We start from the raw sequence: 18,050 nt of genomic DNA, 5'->3' as shown, positions 1-18,050 counted from the left end.
TTCTCTTTTTTTGGTTCTATTTACACAACATAATATTGCTCCCATCCCTTTTTAGGTGGAGGCCCTACCAATAGGGCATTCGCAAATTTATCATTTACGATTTCTTTTTTCACAGGGTCGAAGTCAAACTTTGTATTCAATCGTTGCGCAATCACGCCAAGACAGAAGATTTGACTTAACGGACCTGCCACATCAAAGGATGAGCGTGTTTTCTCTTGGCCCTTACATGCTTTTAAGAAATTCGCAAAGTGATTTGAAGGAGATTGCGGAACCTCCGGCAGTTTGTTGGCTAAGTCTTTCGCTTTTTCCTCAGGAATAATGCTCAGCGTGCTGCCATGTGAGCCGCCCTTAAAGGTTAAATCTTTACTGTAAATAATTTTACCTGGATTGAGTTTGGCTGGTTCCAATTTACCTGTGCTTGGTGGCGGAATATTCGGATCTAAGCCCGAAATACCATAACCCGCCGGTATTGGAGGTAAATTATCTAAACCATCATACCACATGATATCGACAGCAGGCATACGCTTGCGCTTTGGAAAGCTAAATTTCAAGGTTGATGACATCGGGAAGAAGAAGGAATTATGTCCATCCAGACGCACAGCTTCCATACGAGTTGGAAGACCTAATTCTAGAAACTCATGCGCTGTATCTAGGATATGAGCACCCCAGTCGCCTAGAGCTCCCATTCCGAAGTCATACCAACAACGCCATTGACCATTGACAAAGTCTTTATTATAGTTATGACCCAGCGTCTGCATCTGCCATAAGTCCCAATCTAGCGTTTCAGGAATCTTCTCCGCCGGAGGGAAGCTCTTTATGTTCACATCCCAACCATGCCACCTGCGCGGCATATTCATGTGCCCGACAATCTGCGTTACATCTTTGATGATACCAGCATCTTTCCATGCTTTAAATTGGAAATAGTTCGCATCGGAGTGTCCTTGGTTACCCATTTGGGTCGCCAGCTTCGGATTTTTCTTTGCTTTCGCCATCATCAGCTCCACCTCTAAGTAAGTACGAGCCATCGGTTTTTCCACATAGACGTGCTTGCCCAAGTCCAATGCCATCATGGTAATCGGGAAATGGGAGAAGTCGGGAACACCAACAGACACCGCATCTATTTGATTGCCCATCTTATCGAACATTTGGCGGAAATCATGGAAGCGTGGAACATCTGGAAATTTCTTCAGGATAGCTTCGGTATGTTTCGCGCCCATGTCTACATCGCATAGCGCAACAATATTACAAAGTCCAGTTTTATGAAACTCTAACAGAATCTCCGCAGCGCGGTTTCCTATTCCTACAGCCGCAAGATTTACACGCTCGTTGGGTTTTGCCATCACTACATTCGCCAGGCTACTGTTTGCCAATGCCACTGCTCCTCCTGCCATGACAGACTTCTTGATGAAGCTTCTACGAGAAAAAAAATGATCCATGAAATCGTGTTTAGGTTTAAATTTATTAATGATCGTATGTTAAAATTAAAAAAAAATATTAATTTCAACATGATAATCGCTGATTATCATTAAACCTGTTACAAAATCAACAAAAACTTAAGATGAGAAGATTCATAAACAAATCCATTTATTCCCTATCCTCTTTTGCCCTCTCCCTCCTTTTACTATCAGCATCCTGCCAAAGCGTCAATAAAATCAGCAGTGATGGCGATTGGGAGAATCTCTTTAATGGAAAAGATCTGTCCGGATGGAAAACGCTTGCTGGCAAAGCGCCTTACAGCATTGAAGACGACGCAATCGTCGGGACCATGGTTAAAGGCACTCCGAATAGTTTCTTGGTAACAGAAAAAGAATATGGCGATTTTATTTTAGAACTCGATATAAAACTCGAAGGTTCAACGACAAATTCCGGTATACAGACCCGCAGCCATTTTGATGCGTATGCAAATAATGGAAAAGGTAGAGTTTACGGCCGACAGGTAGATGTAGACCCTACTCCGAGAGCTTGGACTGGGGGCATCTATGACGAGGGAAGAAGGCAGTGGCTTTACCCTTTAGATTTAAATCCTACAGCGAAAACAGCTTATAAGCCCAATGAATACAATAAGATCCGCATCGAAGCTATAGGAAATGAAATGAAAACCTGGGTAAATGGTGTGCCATCCGCGCATTTAGTGGATAGCATCGATGCTTCTGGATTTATTGCTTTGCAGGTGCATGCCATCCCAGATTCGCTTGATGGCAAAAAAGTGTATTTCAAGAACATCAGGATCCAAACAAAGGATTTAAAACCAGCAGATTTCCCAAGTGATGTCTACATCGTCAACACCAATGCGAACGGTTTGACAGAAGAAGAAAAGAAAGCTGGATACAGCTTATTGTTCAACGGGAAAGACGCCACAGGATGGAGAAGCGCCCGAGGTGGTGGTTTTCCACAGCAAGGCTGGAAGATTGAGAACGGAATCATTTCTGTACAAAAATCTGATGGTGGAGAGTCCACCAATGGCGGTGATATTGTCACTGAAAAACAGTACAAAGCATTTGACCTTTCTTTCGATTTTAAGCTAACGCCTGGTGCAAATTCAGGTGTTAAATATTTTGTTACGTTGAATGAGGAAACAAAAGGCTCTGCCATTGGACCGGAGTATCAGATTTTAGATGATGAATTGCATCCCGATGCTAAACTTGGAAAAGATGGAAACAGAACTTTAGCGTCTTTATACGATCTGATTACATCGGACAAAAATAAGCGTGCGAGAAAACCAATTGGCGAATGGAACCGAGGACGCCTTGTTGTTGAACCCAATAACAAAGTAACTTACTGGTTAAACGGCTTTAAGATGTTAGAATTTGTGAGAGGTTCGGAGGAATTTAGAAAATTAGTCGCAGGCAGTAAATACAAAGATTGGAAGAACTTTGGCGAAGCCGAACAAGGACATATTCTTTTGCAAGACCACGGCGATGCTGTTTCTTTTAGAAGTATAAAAATCAAAGAATTGAAATAGTAAATCTTGTTTATCAAGATTTAGAAACAAGAAAAAGGGCGATGTCATTGAATACATCGCCCTTTTATATTGCTATATTATTTTAGGACCGTTGAAAACCTTAAGAGCTTTTCCTTAAAAATTCGCAGTTCTTCATCCTGAAGATTGATAAAGGAATTATTGCTCAATTTCCCCACAACTTCGTCCATTTCCTCCGGTGAATTGTACACCATCATGCGGAACGGATTGCTGTAGTCTTTCTCGCGAGTTTTCCGGATCTCATCACATATCCACTTCTTTGTCTCTAATGCCTCGTCAAAGAGTTCATGCCAAAAGTCCAAGTCCCAAGTGTTTGACTGTCTTTCTGTTACTTCGGCTAGAGAAATCAAAGCATGAGCAAGCTTATCCTCCAAGTATTCACCACTTAATTCCCTGTATTGTGCATGCACGTCTTTCCAACTTGCGACTTCTTCAGAGCGAATAGCATCTAATAGGCGCTCCATCTTATATGAAGGCATCAATTGTCCGCCCACATTAACAAAGGATGCTCTTACGGAAATCGACAAATTGTTATGCAATAATATCTTATCAAAATCATCAGGGCTTAAAAGTTCTAATACCTGGCAAACCGCATAATAGCGAATCAATTTCTTGAAAAGCGCGTATGACTCTTTCGGTTTCAACAAAGCAACTTTTCGCTTCGAAAATTCTGTATTTTGCAAAAGAACCTCCAATACTGGTCCCGAAGGACTGTTTAGCCAAGATCTAGCGTCAATACCATTCCCCTCCCCTCCTTTTGATAAGGCTAAAGCAACGGCCGATTCTATTTCCTTCAAGGAATCAAACAATTCGTTGATTGTATCAGGCGCAAGGATATCGTACTCAAAATATTGATTCTTAAATTGACGTTTGTCGCGACTTAAAAACTTGTTGGTATTGCGCATAAGCGCATACATATTATACATAAACCAATAGCCAGGCACAATTACTAACTGATCGTTCTTCACATCATTACTGATCAAAGAAAACGGAATACGAACATCCATCTCATGTTGGAAATCGCCTTTAACGATTAGGCTATAAGATGCAAAACGTGAATTATGTTTTAAGCTGACACATAGGCCTGGCCAAAAACCACGCCCTGCAATTATCTCTCCGTCGGCTCCTCTGGAATTATGATTTGACCCTACGGTTGCACCAGCAGCCATATTCGACTGTCCCATAATTAAGCTGGCACAAAGGAAAGAGTTATTGTGATGTTGTTCATGCGCAGGAAAGATCAGTGAATTCAACACTTCACAACAGGAAATTGTGGAGTTATCTCCTAAAAAGGAGTTGATCAGACGTGCTCCGTATTTTAATTGGGAATAGGATGATAATATAAAGCGTACCGCTTTCACACCGTAGAATACACGACAACCATAACCAATAATTCCATTAACTAATTCACAGCCCTCACCAATCTGTGTATAAGCTTCTGAAGTCGAATTGACGGTGATATTCTTAAGCTTATTCACGCCTTTGATGTAGGCATCCGAACCAATCTTGACATTCTTGATGGTATGTGAGTTTTTGATAACCGTCCGGTCACCGATCTCACTATAAAAACCGCGTTCCGATGTAAAGCATTTGTTGGTCATTTCAAAGAAGCGTTCCTGAAGGACTTTATCCTGTCGATTTCTAGTCCACAGATAAACATCCGCCGCTTGCATCCCATCGAAAGGAAGAACTTTGCGATTCCCATTCTCGTTGCAGACTTCCAGGTAGATACGGCTCTCTTCTTGATCGCCTTCTTTTAGAATGCCGTTTCCAAACTTCGCGCTGGAGCTCGTCTCCATCTCATTCACGTTTAGTAGGATGACCTCATTACCAACGATGAAATGAGCAATATAACGGACCTGATGCAAGGCTATACAATCTCCCAAATCGCAGCTGATGATGTGCGAGTTATAGATACCGCAAGCCAATCGAATATCACGATACTCTAAATAAACCTCTTCCATATCACCAATACGCACCAAGCCATAAAATTTGGAGCGCTTGATCTGATTGGGAAGAAATCTATCCGTCACAAGAACATCATTCCAATTGGTAGACTCGTTGGCATTAGCCTCTAATATTTGGATTTCTTCTTCGGTAAGATTTCTGTAGGTCTTATCGGACTTCTGTTGTTGAAAACGAAAGTAATATTCGTCTCTACCCTCCTTCAAGTACTCGGCAGGAATAAAATCATAACCGATGCGACTCAAAGGAATCTTATTGACATAACCCATAAGTTTAACTATTCTACTGTGACAGACTTCGCTAAATTACGTGGTTTGTCTACATCTAAGCCACGATAAACACCAATGTAATAAGATAGTAGCTGCAAAGGCACAACGGTCAAGATAGGTGCCAATACCTCATCCAAAATTGGCACAGTCATGATATCATCCGCAATGCTATGAGTAACCTCATCGCCTTCAGACACGACTGCAATCACTTTTCCCTTGCGCGCCTTAATTTCTTGCATATTGCTGATTACCTTCTCATGGTATACATCTTTTGTCGCTACAAATACAACCGGAAGCGTCTCATCCACAAGCGCTATCGGACCATGCTTCATCTCTGCAGCTGGATAGCCTTCTGCATGGATATAGGAAATCTCTTTAAGCTTCAACGCGCCTTCGAGTGCGGTCGGGAAATTGTACCCGCGACCTAAATAGAGTACATCATGTGCATCTTTGTATTTAAAGGCGATGGCTTTAATATTGTCGACTTCGTTTTTCAATACCCATTCTACTTTCTCGGGCACACTATTTAATTCCTGTGATAGTTCGACGAAACGTTCTTCAGAGATGGTGCCTTTCATTTTCGCAACCTTTAATGCCAATAGCATCAATACGGCTAATTGCGCAGTATATGCTTTGGTACTTGCTACACCAATTTCAGGACCGGCATGAGTATAACATCCGGCATGTGAAATACGTGCGATCGATGAACCAACGACATTGACAATACCAAAGATGGTTGCTCCATGCTCCTTCGCTCGCTCTAGAGCAACTAGAGTATCAGCAGTTTCACCACTTTGTGAAATGGCGATAATCACATCCTCATCCGTAATAATCGGGTTTCTATAACGGAATTCCGATGCGTACTCCACTTCGACATTGATGCGGCACAACTCTTCAATTACATACTCAGCAACTAACCCCGCATGCCAGCTTGTTCCACAAGCAACGATAATAATCCGTCGCGCATTCAATAGCTTGTCCTGGATGAGATCAATACCGCTTAGGATAATGTTAGATTCGTTTAAGACCAAACGTCCGCGAAGAGAGTCCGCGATAGTCGTTGGCTGTTCAAAGATCTCTTTCAACATAAAATGATCATAGCCACCCTTTTCAATGGCAGCTAATTCCATATCAAGTTTCTGAACAAAAGGTGTGATCGTTTCGTTGCCTAAATTCTTTAGAATCAACTCGTCCGGACGAACGATAGCCAGTTCATAATCATTGATATAAACCACTTCCTTGGTGTATGCAAGCATCGGTGATGCATCAGAACCCAGGAAATGCTCATTATTACCAATTCCGATTACTAAGGGACTACCCTTTCTTGCGGCAATAATGGTATCGGGCTGATCTGCCGAAACAATCAGAATTACGTAAGCCCCCGTAACGCGCTTTAATACAATACGAATGGCCTCCTCTAGACTACAGTTATTATTAAGTTGGATATCTTCGATAAAATTCAGCAATACTTCAGAGTCTGTATCGCTGTGGAACTCATATCCATCTTTTATCAGCTCATTTTTAAGGGAGGCATAGTTCTCGATAATTCCATTGTGGATCATCGCCAAATTGCCAGATTTGGAGACATGTGGATGCGCATTTCTATCGGAAGGCTCACCATGAGTGGCCCAACGGGTGTGGCCGATGCCAGTCGTACCTGCCGTTGATTGCTCTCCAACAAATTCCTCCAGCGCTGCTACCTTCCCCTCCTTTTTGTAAACTTTAACAGCATCGCCCGTTTGCAAAGCGACTCCAGCGCTATCATAGCCACGGTACTCAAGTTTTTTCAAGCCATCAATAACTATTGGATAAGCTTGACGTTTTCCGGTGTATCCGACGATTCCACACATAATTCTTCTCGTTTAATTTAAGTTTTCGTTATAATTTTTTTTCAAATATAGAGATAATAACAATCAACGCAATCGATTGACTGCCATAAAAAACAAAAACCGGACCAAGTCCGGCTTTATAATAATTAAGTTTGTGTTAATTTAATTCGAATTTATAACCCACGCCTTTGACGGTTGTGACGTAGCTATCGCCAATCTTTTCACGTAGCTTACGAATATGAACGTCGATTGTACGGTTGGTCACCACTACCGAGTCTTCCCATATCGCCTTCAGGATTTGCTCTCGCGTAAAAACTTTATTCGGTTTGGAAGCCAAGAGATATAAAAGCTCAAATTCCTTTTTCGCTAAAACGAACTTTTCTTCTCCGCGATAAACTAAGAATGAGTCGCGATCGATTACTAAATCCGATATCTCTAGCTTATCGCTCGTTTGATCATCAATAACTTCCGAAGTATTTCTACGCAGGATGGCATTGATACGGCTCATTAACGCACGTGGCTTGATAGGTTTTGCAATATAATCATCCGCACCAACATGGAATCCAGCAATCTCTGAATATTCCTCACTTCTTGCTGTTAAGAAAACCATGAACGTTTGTTTGAATTCAGGCATAGAACGCATTAAACGACAAGCTTCGATACCATCCATTTCTGGCATCATCACATCCAAGATGATTAAATCTGGATAAACTTCCTTTGCAACTTTTATTCCTTCTTTACCGTTAGCAGCGGTGTAAACTTGGTATCCCTCTTTGGTTAAATTATAAGAAATCAATTCAACAATGTCTGCCTCATCGTCAACCACTAGAATTTTCTGCTTACTAGCCATATAATGTATTTTTTTTGCTAAGTTATGTACTTAATCATAAGATAAAGTTAATCAAATATTATATAATTGTTAACACTTAAATATAACTTAACAATGCATTATTCTTAATTTAAGGTTTTCGTTAAAAAATCTTCTAATTCCTGACCTCTTAAGTTCTTCGCAATTATCTTTCCTGTACCATCAACGATATAAGACGTTGGAATCCCTTTGATTTGATAGTCGATTACCAAAGGCGAGCTCCAGGCTTGCAAGTCGGAAATATTTGTCCACTCTAGCTTATCGCCTGCGATGGCGCGCATCCAGGGACCCGGATTATTATCTAGTGAAACACCAAGAACCGTAAAGTTCTTGTCTTTGAATTTATGGTATTGCTTAACAATGTTAGGGTTTTCTTCACGGCATGGCATGCACCAAGAAGCCCAGAAATCAACTAATACCGTCTTACCCTTAAAATCCGAAAGCTTCACCAACTTATTATCTTTGGTGTATGCTTGCAATGCAGGCGCCGGCTGTCCAATGGCCAATTTACGAAGCTTATTCACCTCTGTTTTGAAATCATTGACATAACGATTATCGGTGAATTTGTCCTTTATCGCATCAGCATAACTGATCAATTCTTGCTCGGCCATCTCCGGATCTAAGGTACTCATCACATAAAAACCTGCTAAATCCTGATTTTTATTAGCAAACGCAACGGATTCTTTTACGTATTCCTTAAAGAAAGGTTCAAACTTCTGAAGCATTTCTGAACGGAGGTTCTGTATCTCGTTGACACCTAAATCACTTGTCGCTTTCGTAAATACCTGCTGCAGGGAGTCGCGAACAAAATCGATACGTCCTTTTAAAGTTGCAAAGTCTTTCAGTTTTGTCGATAACTCTGATCCTTCCACCGTATAGTTTTCAGGTTGCTGCATATCCACGGAAAAGGTCAATGCTTTTCCAGGTTCGACAATAACCGGATAACGGTTCTTGCCAACAGCCACAGTAAGTAGTCGCTCTTGTGTAGCCGGCCTTTCGAACTTAAATCTGTTACCGTCTGCAATAAACGTAGAATCCAATTTACGATCACCCTCGTAAAAACTAACCACCTTCACATTTCCCGGGTTATCAATAACGCCTTTTATCTGGATATTTTCATCATTAGCGCAGGACGCAAAGATTCCTCCCGCTAAAAACAAACTACAAATATGTAATACGGACTTCCTCATTATATTTTACTTTACAAATTCTCTCGCACGATCAATTGCTGTTTGCAAACCAGCACTATTCTTTCCACCTGCAGTTGCGAAGAATGGCTGACCACCTCCCCCACCTTGGATTTCTTTCGCTAGCTCGCGCACAATGTTGCCGGCGTTTAAATTATTTGACTTCGCTAACTCGTCAGAAATCATAACTGTTAAACTTGGTTTGCCGTCAAAATTAGCACCTAATACCAAGAAAAGATTATTGACAGCACCTTTCAATGCGAATGCTAAAGTTTTAACCGCATCAGCGTTAGGCAAATCTACAATCGCAGACAGGTAATTGATATCTCCAATACGTTCGAACTTCGATTCTAATTCGGCACGCATCTTTAATGATTTTTCTGTGATGCTCTTCTCGATTTCCTTACGCAAAGCACTATTCTCATCAATGATTTTGCTCATTGCAGAAACAAAGTCCTTAGGATTGTTTAAGATTCCTCTCATGTGATCTACTAACTCAAAGTATTCACGAATTACCTGCTGTGCTTTCGTTCCTGTGATCGCTTCAATACGACGAACACCAGCAGCTACAGCCGATTCAGAAACTATCTTAAAGAAACCAATTTGTCCAGTAGCCCGAACGTGGGTTCCTCCGCAAAGTTCTTTGGAGTATTTATCATCAAAAGTAATTACACGTACATGATCACCATATTTCTCTCCAAATAATGCCGTTACACCAGACTCTATGGCTTGTTGATAAGGAACATTACGCTCTTCCTTCAGCGAAATATCCTCGCGGATCTTCGCATTAACGATATCCTCTACTGCCTTGATTTCTTCATAGGTCATCTTTGCAAAATGAGAGATATCAAAACGCAGCACATCCGGCGATACTAATGAACCTTTTTGATTCACATGCTCACCTAAAACCTGCTTCAAAGCAGCATGCAATAAGTGGGTTGCGGAGTGATTCGCTTCGGTATCTTTACGCTTCGCGGCATTTACGACCGCTTCAAACTCACCTGTCAACAGCGTTGGCAATTGATTAACGAAATGAATAATAAGTCCATTCTCTTTCTTGGTATCAACAATGGAAATCTTCTCGTTTGTATCTAAAGAACGTAGATAGCCGGTATCTCCAACCTGACCACCTCCCTCAGCATAGAACGGAGTTTCGGATAACACCAATTGGAACTGATCTTTACCTTTCGCAGAAACCTTGCGATATTTCACGATCTCTGTCTGAGCTGTGAGTACATCATAACCTACGAATTCGGTATCTTGATTATCAGATACAATGACCCAGTCACCTGTATCAATGGCAGTAGCTGCACGCGAGCGCTCTTTTTGAGCTAACAATGCCTGCTCAAATCCGGTCATATCCACTGTCAATCCTTGCTCACGAGCCAGCAATTCCGTTAAGTCGATTGGGAAACCATAAGTATCAAACAATTCGAATGCGAAGTTGCCATCGATTGAAGGTTGATTAACAACATAGTTTTCAAATCGCTGAATACCCGTCGTCAAAGTACGTAGGAAGGAAACTTCCTCTTCCAACACCACCTTCTCTACGAAATCTTGTTGGCTATATAGTTCATCAAATACGCCTTTAAATTGCTCCGCTAATACCGGAACCAACTCATGGATAAATGGTGATTTAAAATTCAAGAATGTATAAGCATAACGCACCGCTCTTCTTAGAATACGGCGGATTACATAGCCCGCTTTATTATTCGATGGTAATTGTCCGTCGGCAATAGCGAAACTTACTGCACGAATATGATCCGACAGCACACGCATGGCAATATCTGTTTTCTCATCAGCGCCATAAGCAATGCCTGATTTTTCCGCGATGTATTGGATTAATGGTTGGAACACATCCGTGTCGTAGTTAGAAGTCTTCCCTTGAATACAACGAACCAAACGCTCAAAGCCCATTCCTGTATCCACATGCTTCGCAGGAAGTGACTTCAAAGATTTATCTTTCAGACGGTTGAATTGCATAAATACCAGGTTCCAGATTTCGATTACCTGCGGATCGTCCGCATTCACCAAGTCCTGACCTTTTACTTTCGCACGTTCTTCGTCCGAACGCATATCGTAGTGAATTTCGGAACATGGTCCACAAGGACCTGTGTCGCCCATTTCCCAGAAATTATCCTTTTTATTTCCTAGCAAAATTCTATCCTCAGCAATCAATGCCTTCCATAGATCAAAAGCTTCCAAGTCACGTTGCAAACCTTCCGTCGCATCCCCTTCAAAAATAGTCACATAAAGACGCGTTTTGTCAAGTTTAAAAACCTCTGTCAGAAGTTCCCACGCCCATTCAATTGCTTCCTTTTTAAAATAGTCACCAAATGACCAGTTTCCAAGCATCTCAAACAAGGTGTGGTGGTAAGTATCAATCCCCACCTCTTCTAAGTCATTATGCTTACCAGAAACACGGAGACATCGTTGTGTGTCTGCCACACGCGGATATTTGATCGCGGCCTCTCCTAAAAACAAATCCTTAAACTGGTTCATCCCAGCGTTAGTAAACATTAATGTAGGGTCGTTTTTAACTACCACTGGAGCGGATGGAACGATCTGATGTCCCTTACTCTTGAAAAAATCTAAAAAAGCCTGGCGTATTTCTCTGCTAGTCATCTATTTCGTAAATATTTTACTTGCAAACTTAGTCAAAATTGACGTTAAAAGAGTCTTAAAAACCAACTTTTGTCATAATCACCGATATTTTTAGTAAATTTATATTCTTAATAAAGAACAACTCAATAAATCAAAAAGATGACGATTATTGTCCCTACCGATTTTTCCAAAAACTCGGAATTTGCGGCTCTTTATGCCTGTGAACTTGCTACAAAAAGAAATGCCGATATCTTGTTGCTACACTGCTATACCACCTCATCTGTAGGTGATGCTAGTGAGGACGATTTGACTGACCCTATCTTGAAAGCAGACCTTTTGATAGCTGAGCTAAAAGATAAGTTAGTAGATCAATTTCCAGCAGTTGATTTCTACATCGAATGTTCCAGAGCGCTCATCGTAGATAAGCTTGCGGAGATGTCCAATTCCGGCAAATTCGACCTCATCATTATGGGGGCTTCCGGTGCAAGCAAAACAAAATCTGTTTATTGGGGTAGTACGACCATGGCTGTTGCCGCGAAATCTAGCATCCCCGTTGTGGTTGTTCCGAATGAAGCGTATCACTTCCAAAGCAATCATATCGCATTGTTGACAAACTTCAAGCATGAAGAGTTAGATACTTTGAAAGAATATTTGCGTTTGGTAGACGAAACGAACTCCCTTTCGCTCATCCATGTATATAAACCAAGTCAAAAGCGTGAAAATGTATTAGACACGTTAAATAACTGGGCATACAACATTAAAGAGATGACGCAAGTAGATGAGGTCATGAGTTATGCTGAACCGGTACAGAAAGATGATGAAGAGTTGGACAGCGTATCGGAGGTCGTGGAGAAGCTGATTCAAGATATTAATCCAGATGTCATCTTGGTAACCCCAAGCCGCAAAACATTCTTTGAGCGCTTATTTACCAGCTCCGTATCCAAGGCTATTGCGCTAGAAATAAACAAACCTGCATTTTTCGACAAAATATAACATTCAACATATTGAAATCATGAGCAAATTATTAATACCTATAGATTTTTCGGAATATTCAGCCGCTGCTGTAAAATATGCATGCCAGATTGCCAAACAATCAGGGCAGTCCTTAGACCTACTCCATGTGTTTGCAGACCATACAAATATTTACGCGAATGCTCAAAATGACCCTTCATTGAAAGACCCTCGCGTTCCGATGGCCGAACGCGATATGAAAAACATCATTGCAGAGATTGACAATAATTATCCGGGAGTACAGGCAACAGCGCTGTTCCGGGATGGTAATTTATACGATGAAATCAAGAAGATTACCAATGCAGAGTCTTACGATGCTGTGGTTATGGGTACAAAAGGGGCATCAGGTATGGAAGCTATCTTCATTGGCAGCAACACCTATGATACGATCCTAAACACGAGAACACCACTCCTGGCGGTTCCTTTAGAGGCCACCAAATTTAAAAAAGATCGCGTAGCCTTATTATGTAATTTTAAGGACGCTGAATTAACATGTTTGAGCCAGTCATTTCCGCTATTCCAAAAGGACTTCGAACTGGTATTGATCCACGTGAATGTGAAGGATAGAGAGATCAAAGATATAGACGCGGATTTCAAAAAATTTATAAACCGTATAGAAAACGAACTAGGCATATCCGATATTACCTACATCATCAAGCCGCAATCCCTATTTATGCGCCAAAAAGAAAGCGTCGCACAAGCGGTGACTTCCGTTTTAATTGATGAACAAGTAGACATCCTTTTATTAACAAAAAGCCGCAAGAGCGTTTTCCGCCAACTTACTGAGGCAAATGTAGTTAAGAAACTTGCGTTTGACATTAAATTGCCTACTTTCTTCGCACGAGTACTCCCTCAAAAAGCCTAATACAGCTACATTGACGCTACAAATTTTACAGCATATGTAATCAAGTGTTGCCAAGACGTAAGTTTTGGCAACAAATTTGCCTACTTTGTGGCAAGTGTAAAATTTAGTCACATGAAAACAAATTACTTAAAAAAAGCTAGCCTATTTGCTGTAGCAGGACTTATTACCTCAACAGCTTTTGCTCAACAAAACACCACAACAGTAGAGGGAACTACACCTCTTGGATCATCATCAGAATACAGAACTTGGTCTATTGGAGTGAACGCAGGATTGTTAAACCAATCTAACATCTTCGGCTTCAACAGAGCAGGATTTGACAAGTTAGACCACAATGTAGGATACAGTGCTTACATCAAAAAACAAATCTCACCTTCTTTCGGTTTAAAAGCACAATACCTAGGCGGTAAAGTTTCAGGTACAAACGAAGATGCTGCCGCAGGTACAGTATCTGCATTCGAAACGAAAATGCCTTGGTCTGCTGCTTTATCAGGGGAGTTCACATTAGCGAACACAAACTGGAGATTCTTCAACAGCATTATCAAGCCTTACGCTTCAATTGGTCTTGGTGCATTAAACTTCGAAACAACTACTACGGTTGACGGAACTGCATCAACTGCTGATTCACAAACCAAATTATACGTTCCTATCGACGCAGGTTTCAAATTTGCGGTAGCAAAAGGAATTAACATCGACTTAGGATACCAGTTGAATTGGGCTAACCAAGACTTCGATGGAGTACGCGGAGGTCAATACAAAAACGACTTGTTCTCGTATGCACACGCTGGTTTAGAAATCGCGCTTGGCGATGGTAGCAAACCTTACTTAGGTAACAGTAACCCAGTAGCTACTATGGTTAAGAAATATGATGAGTTAAAAGCAGAGCGTGATGCATTAGTAGCATCTAACGAAGCTTTAAAATCAGAATTATCAGGTATCAGCAACGATTTGAAAGATGATGATGGCGACGGTGTTGCTAACAAATTCGACAAATGTCCAAATACACCTGCAGGTGTAAAAGTTGATGGAGCTGGATGTCCACTTCCTGAGATGAAACACGAAACTAAAGTAGTAGAGAAAATCGTAGTGACTGAAGAAGATAGAAAAGTAGTTGATGAAGCCATCAAAAACTTAGAATTTGACTTAGGTAAAGCGACAATCCGTTCTACTTCTTACGAATCATTAAACAGAGTTGCTGCTTTATTGATCGAGAAAAACTTCAGCTTGAAATTAGCTGGTCACACAGACAATACTGGTTCAATGCAAACTAACTTGCGTTTATCGAAAGAGCGTGCTGAATCCGTAAAATCATACCTAGTATCTAAAGGTGCAAACGCTTCTCGTATTGAGGCTACAGGTTATGGTCCAAACCAACCAATCGCTACAAACAAGACTGCAGAAGGCCGTCAGCAAAACAGACGTGTTGAGTTTACCCTTTACTAGGAATAACTAAAACTACAAATTAAATAGAGAGGGGCTGTTCAAAAGACAGCCCCTTCTTTTTTGCTCAAGCAAAGTATTAGAATTGGTAAAATTTGTTTTAAAGCTTATTCGCAGCCTCTTCGATTGCTTTGATTGTTGGAGCATAATCGACGCCTAAACCCTCCTGTTGATAGATCAACTCTCCATCTTCGTTGAATAAGCTTATAATATTGGAATGCGAAAAATCAACTGGTGAAATCTTTTTATAATTGACTGCCAATGTTGCCGCAAATTCTCTCGTATCCTCCTCATTTGATCGAAGAAAAAGCCATTGTTCGCCATCCATTTCATTTTCAATGGAAAACTTCTTTAACCTTTCCGGCGTATCAACTTGAGGGTCTATACTGACCAGGAGATATTTAATTTTCGATTTGGCTTTAGAATTTACCGTTTTTTCAATGTGTCGCATATCAGCAACCAATCGAGGGCATGCCGCTTGACAAGACGTGTAAATCATGGCCACGACCACAATGTTTCCCCTCAGATCTTGCAATTGCATTTGATTAGCATGTTGATCCGTCCAATTTGAAGGTAAATTATAAATCGACAGATCGGAAAGATCTTCCGTAAGAATAGCTTGTTTTTTTTCTATAGTTTCATCTTTTGTGCTACTCTTACATCCTAGCATCAGTAGTCCACAACAGCCATATATTATTAACTTGTTAATCTTCATAATTAATCATTTTATATCCCTTGCACATCGAAACCCTAAATTTCTGCTGGTATAAGCTGCCTTCATACTTCCTCTAAAAGCATAACGCATAAAAGCAGCATAATTCATTAAATCGCTTGCATTTACAGATGCTCCACCACAGAACAAATTCCCATCTTCACCTTTATCCTTCCTTGACTCACCAGTCAAAAAGATACTGTTAAAATCAGATGTCCATTCCCAAACCAAACCATGTAGGTCGTAGACTCCCCAGTAATTTTTGAAGGTGCTGCCCACTACATTGTTATAAGTTTTTGGAGTTTCATACCAATTTAGAATGAATTGATTATATGATTTTTTATTTCTAGCATCAAAAGATCTTGCATCCGCCATCGCAGCATACTCCCATTCATCCATTGTTGCTAATCTTTTTCCTCGACTTTCGCAATATTTCTTGGCTGCATACCAAGACACATTTGTTATGGGGGACTTAGGATTTGCATTCCCAAAATCCAGATCCGATTTCCAATAGTTCAGATAGCTTTTATCTGCGAATATTCTTTTGATTTGAGATTTAGTGTAGGCTTTATTTTTTATCAGGAAATCTAAGTATTGCTGATTGGTTATCGGATAAACATCCAAATAAAATGAAGCAACTTGTACAGGTTTTTTATCAGCAGAACCATAAAGAGGAGTATAACTCCCTTTCTTAATTAGCACCATTTCTTGGGAATGTCCTGTATATGAAACAGCAATTCCAAAGGAAATATACAACATCTGTTTTAGCTTCTTCAACATATTAACATTGTATTGAATTGGGAAACACAGATGTGTGCTTCCCAATTATTTAATTAATTACCACGTCTTTTTTTGATTTCTGCTGCAGTAATAATGGTTTTATCATTGCCCCAATTATTATACACGTAGTTCATAACGTCAGCTACCTCTTGATCTGATAGTGATTGACTAGGCATAACAGAGTTGTATTTTTCGCCATTAACAGTAATTTCGCCTTTTAGACCGAATAAAACCGCGTCTATCGCTTTATCTTTATTTTTGTTTAAGAAATCCGATTTTGCCAATGGAGGGAAAACCGCTTTAATTCCCTGACCTTCACTTTGGTGACACGCAACACAAGTTCTGGAAAAAATTGCCTTACCATCTGCGATTGATTGCGCTGGAGTTTTATTTACGACAACATCTTCTTTTTTCTTTTTAGGCATTTGTTGAATGGTACCACCTTCAGGAAGGTAAACACCGTCCATAATCTTTCCAGAATAGATCTGATGATTTTCTTCCCCTTCTACCTTAAGCATACCCAATGCACCTTTATTAAAGGCTCTAAAGATAGAATGGTCAACTAGAACCAGCGTTCCTGGCACATCCACCTTAAATTCAACAATGGCAGATCCACCGGCAGGAATCAATGTTGTTTGGATATTCTTGTTAATCAAATCACCACCTTCAACATGTACTTTGTCAAAAATTTCCCCAATAACGTGGAAAGAAGACACCAGGTTTGGACCACCATTTCCCACGAACAGGCGGATGGTTTCTCCAACTTTCGCTTGCAGTGCATTTTCATTGACCAATGCATTTACATTCCCATTAAAAACCACATAGTCAGCCTCTTCCCTGATCGCTTTATTCATATCAAATGCTTGCAATCCTTTTTCTCCATAACCACCTTCGGTGTAGAAGTCACCTTGCATTACATAATATTCCCTATCCACCGGTGGCAATCCACCTTCCGGCTCAACCAATATTAACCCGTACATTCCGTTAGCAACGTGCATCCCCACCGGAGCAGTTGCACAGTGATATACATAAAGTCCGGGGTTAAGACATTTAAAGGAGAACGACACTTCATGCCCTGGAGCAACCAAGGAGGACTCTGCGCCACCACCGGGCCCCGTTACAGCATGTAAGTCGATGTTGTGAGGCAATTTATTATCTGGGTGATTCTTTAATAAGAATTCCACCTCATCCCCCACTCTGGTTCTGATAAACTGACCTGGTACCGACCCACCAAACGTCCAATAGGTATATTTCACCCCATCAACCATTTCGCCTTCCAACTCCAAAATTTCCAAACTCACCTTTAATTTTGTGGCATCACGTTTACCCACTGGTTTTGGAACCAAAGGTGGAGAGGTTAATTCAGCAACCATTTCACCTTTTACAGGGATTTTGCTGGTATCAACTGATTTCGTTTCCGATGAATCATTACAACTCGACATGAACATTGCAAACCCGATCAGCATACTAAATAATGTAATAGAATCTCTCATATTTTCAAGATTTTTCTCTTTATATTTTCGTTAACTAATGGGATAAAAAT

At 40.7% G+C, this 18,050-nt stretch carries 13 protein-coding genes; 4 read left to right on the top strand and 9 right to left on the bottom strand.

All coding sequences use genetic code 11. The annotated features are described in order from the left end of the window. Positions 1-20: 20 nt before the first annotated feature. A complete protein-coding gene (locus tag QYC40_RS03385; protein ID WP_301992410.1) occupies positions 21-1,436 on the bottom strand; it encodes a Gfo/Idh/MocA family oxidoreductase in 1,416 nt (471 codons plus the stop codon). Positions 1,437-1,558: 122 nt separating this feature from the next. On the opposite strand from QYC40_RS03385, the gene QYC40_RS03380 reads away from it, so the two are divergent. After that, a complete protein-coding gene (locus tag QYC40_RS03380) occupies positions 1,559-2,962 on the top strand; it encodes a DUF1080 domain-containing protein (protein WP_301992409.1) in 1,404 nt (467 codons plus the stop codon). A 77-nt stretch (positions 2,963-3,039) separates the two neighbouring features. Here the strand turns inward: QYC40_RS03380 and QYC40_RS03375 are convergent, their stop codons facing one another. The 5 genes from QYC40_RS03375 to alaS all read right to left on the bottom strand — a co-directional run bounded on the left by QYC40_RS03375 (position 3,040) and on the right by alaS (position 11,723). Continuing rightward, positions 3,040-5,214, bottom strand: coding sequence for a DUF4954 family protein (locus QYC40_RS03375; RefSeq protein ID WP_301992408.1), 2,175 nt, complete (start codon positions 5,212-5,214; stop codon positions 3,040-3,042). An 8-nt stretch (positions 5,215-5,222) separates the two neighbouring features. After that, entirely contained in the window at positions 5,223-7,064 is a 1,842-nt protein-coding gene (gene glmS / locus QYC40_RS03370) for a glutamine--fructose-6-phosphate transaminase (isomerizing) (RefSeq protein WP_301992407.1), read from the bottom strand. Between the two features lie 136 nt (positions 7,065-7,200). Further along, entirely contained in the window at positions 7,201-7,893 is a 693-nt protein-coding gene (locus QYC40_RS03365; RefSeq protein WP_301992406.1) for a response regulator transcription factor, read from the bottom strand. A gap of 104 nt (positions 7,894-7,997) precedes the next feature. Then, positions 7,998-9,101, bottom strand: coding sequence for a TlpA disulfide reductase family protein (locus QYC40_RS03360; RefSeq protein ID WP_301992405.1), 1,104 nt, complete (start codon positions 9,099-9,101; stop codon positions 7,998-8,000). Between the two features lie 6 nt (positions 9,102-9,107). Further along, positions 9,108-11,723, bottom strand: a complete 2,616-nt coding sequence (alaS, locus tag QYC40_RS03355) for an alanine--tRNA ligase (protein WP_301992404.1) — start codon at positions 11,721-11,723, stop codon at positions 9,108-9,110. Between the two features lie 138 nt (positions 11,724-11,861). On the opposite strand from alaS, the gene QYC40_RS03350 reads away from it, so the two are divergent. The 3 genes from QYC40_RS03350 (at position 11,862) to QYC40_RS03340 (ending at position 15,018) form a co-directional block, all read left to right on the top strand. Next, positions 11,862-12,695 carry a universal stress protein gene (locus QYC40_RS03350; protein WP_301992403.1) on the top strand — a complete coding sequence of 278 codons (834 nt, stop codon included), beginning with the start codon at positions 11,862-11,864 and terminating at the stop codon, positions 12,693-12,695. Positions 12,696-12,714: 19 nt separating this feature from the next. Then, positions 12,715-13,578 (top strand): universal stress protein, encoded by an 864-nt coding sequence (locus tag QYC40_RS03345; RefSeq protein ID WP_301992402.1) that lies wholly within the window; start codon positions 12,715-12,717, stop codon positions 13,576-13,578. Between the two features lie 111 nt (positions 13,579-13,689). Further along, positions 13,690-15,018 (top strand): OmpA family protein, encoded by a 1,329-nt coding sequence (locus QYC40_RS03340; RefSeq protein WP_301992401.1) that lies wholly within the window; start codon positions 13,690-13,692, stop codon positions 15,016-15,018. Positions 15,019-15,115: 97 nt separating this feature from the next. On the opposite strand, the gene QYC40_RS03335 is transcribed toward QYC40_RS03340, so the two are convergent. From QYC40_RS03335 to nirK, 3 genes are read right to left on the bottom strand one after another with little or no spacing between them, the layout of a single operon-like run. Beyond that, positions 15,116-15,730 carry an SCO family protein gene (locus tag QYC40_RS03335; RefSeq protein WP_301992400.1) on the bottom strand — a complete coding sequence of 205 codons (615 nt, stop codon included), beginning with the start codon at positions 15,728-15,730 and terminating at the stop codon, positions 15,116-15,118. Between the two features lie 6 nt (positions 15,731-15,736). Beyond that, positions 15,737-16,507: a formylglycine-generating enzyme family protein gene (locus tag QYC40_RS03330; protein ID WP_301992399.1), complete on the bottom strand. Its 771-nt coding sequence runs from the start codon at positions 16,505-16,507 to the stop codon at positions 15,737-15,739. Positions 16,508-16,560: 53 nt separating this feature from the next. After that, positions 16,561-18,000 (bottom strand): copper-containing nitrite reductase, encoded by a 1,440-nt coding sequence (gene nirK / locus QYC40_RS03325; RefSeq protein WP_301992398.1) that lies wholly within the window; start codon positions 17,998-18,000, stop codon positions 16,561-16,563. Positions 18,001-18,050: the final 50 nt, after the last annotated feature.

Source organism: Sphingobacterium sp. BN32, from assembly GCF_030503615.1.
Lineage (GTDB): Bacteria > Bacteroidota > Bacteroidia > Sphingobacteriales > Sphingobacteriaceae > Sphingobacterium.
Note: the sequence above shows the minus strand (reverse complement) of the source record. Positions and strands in the feature narration are given on the sequence as shown.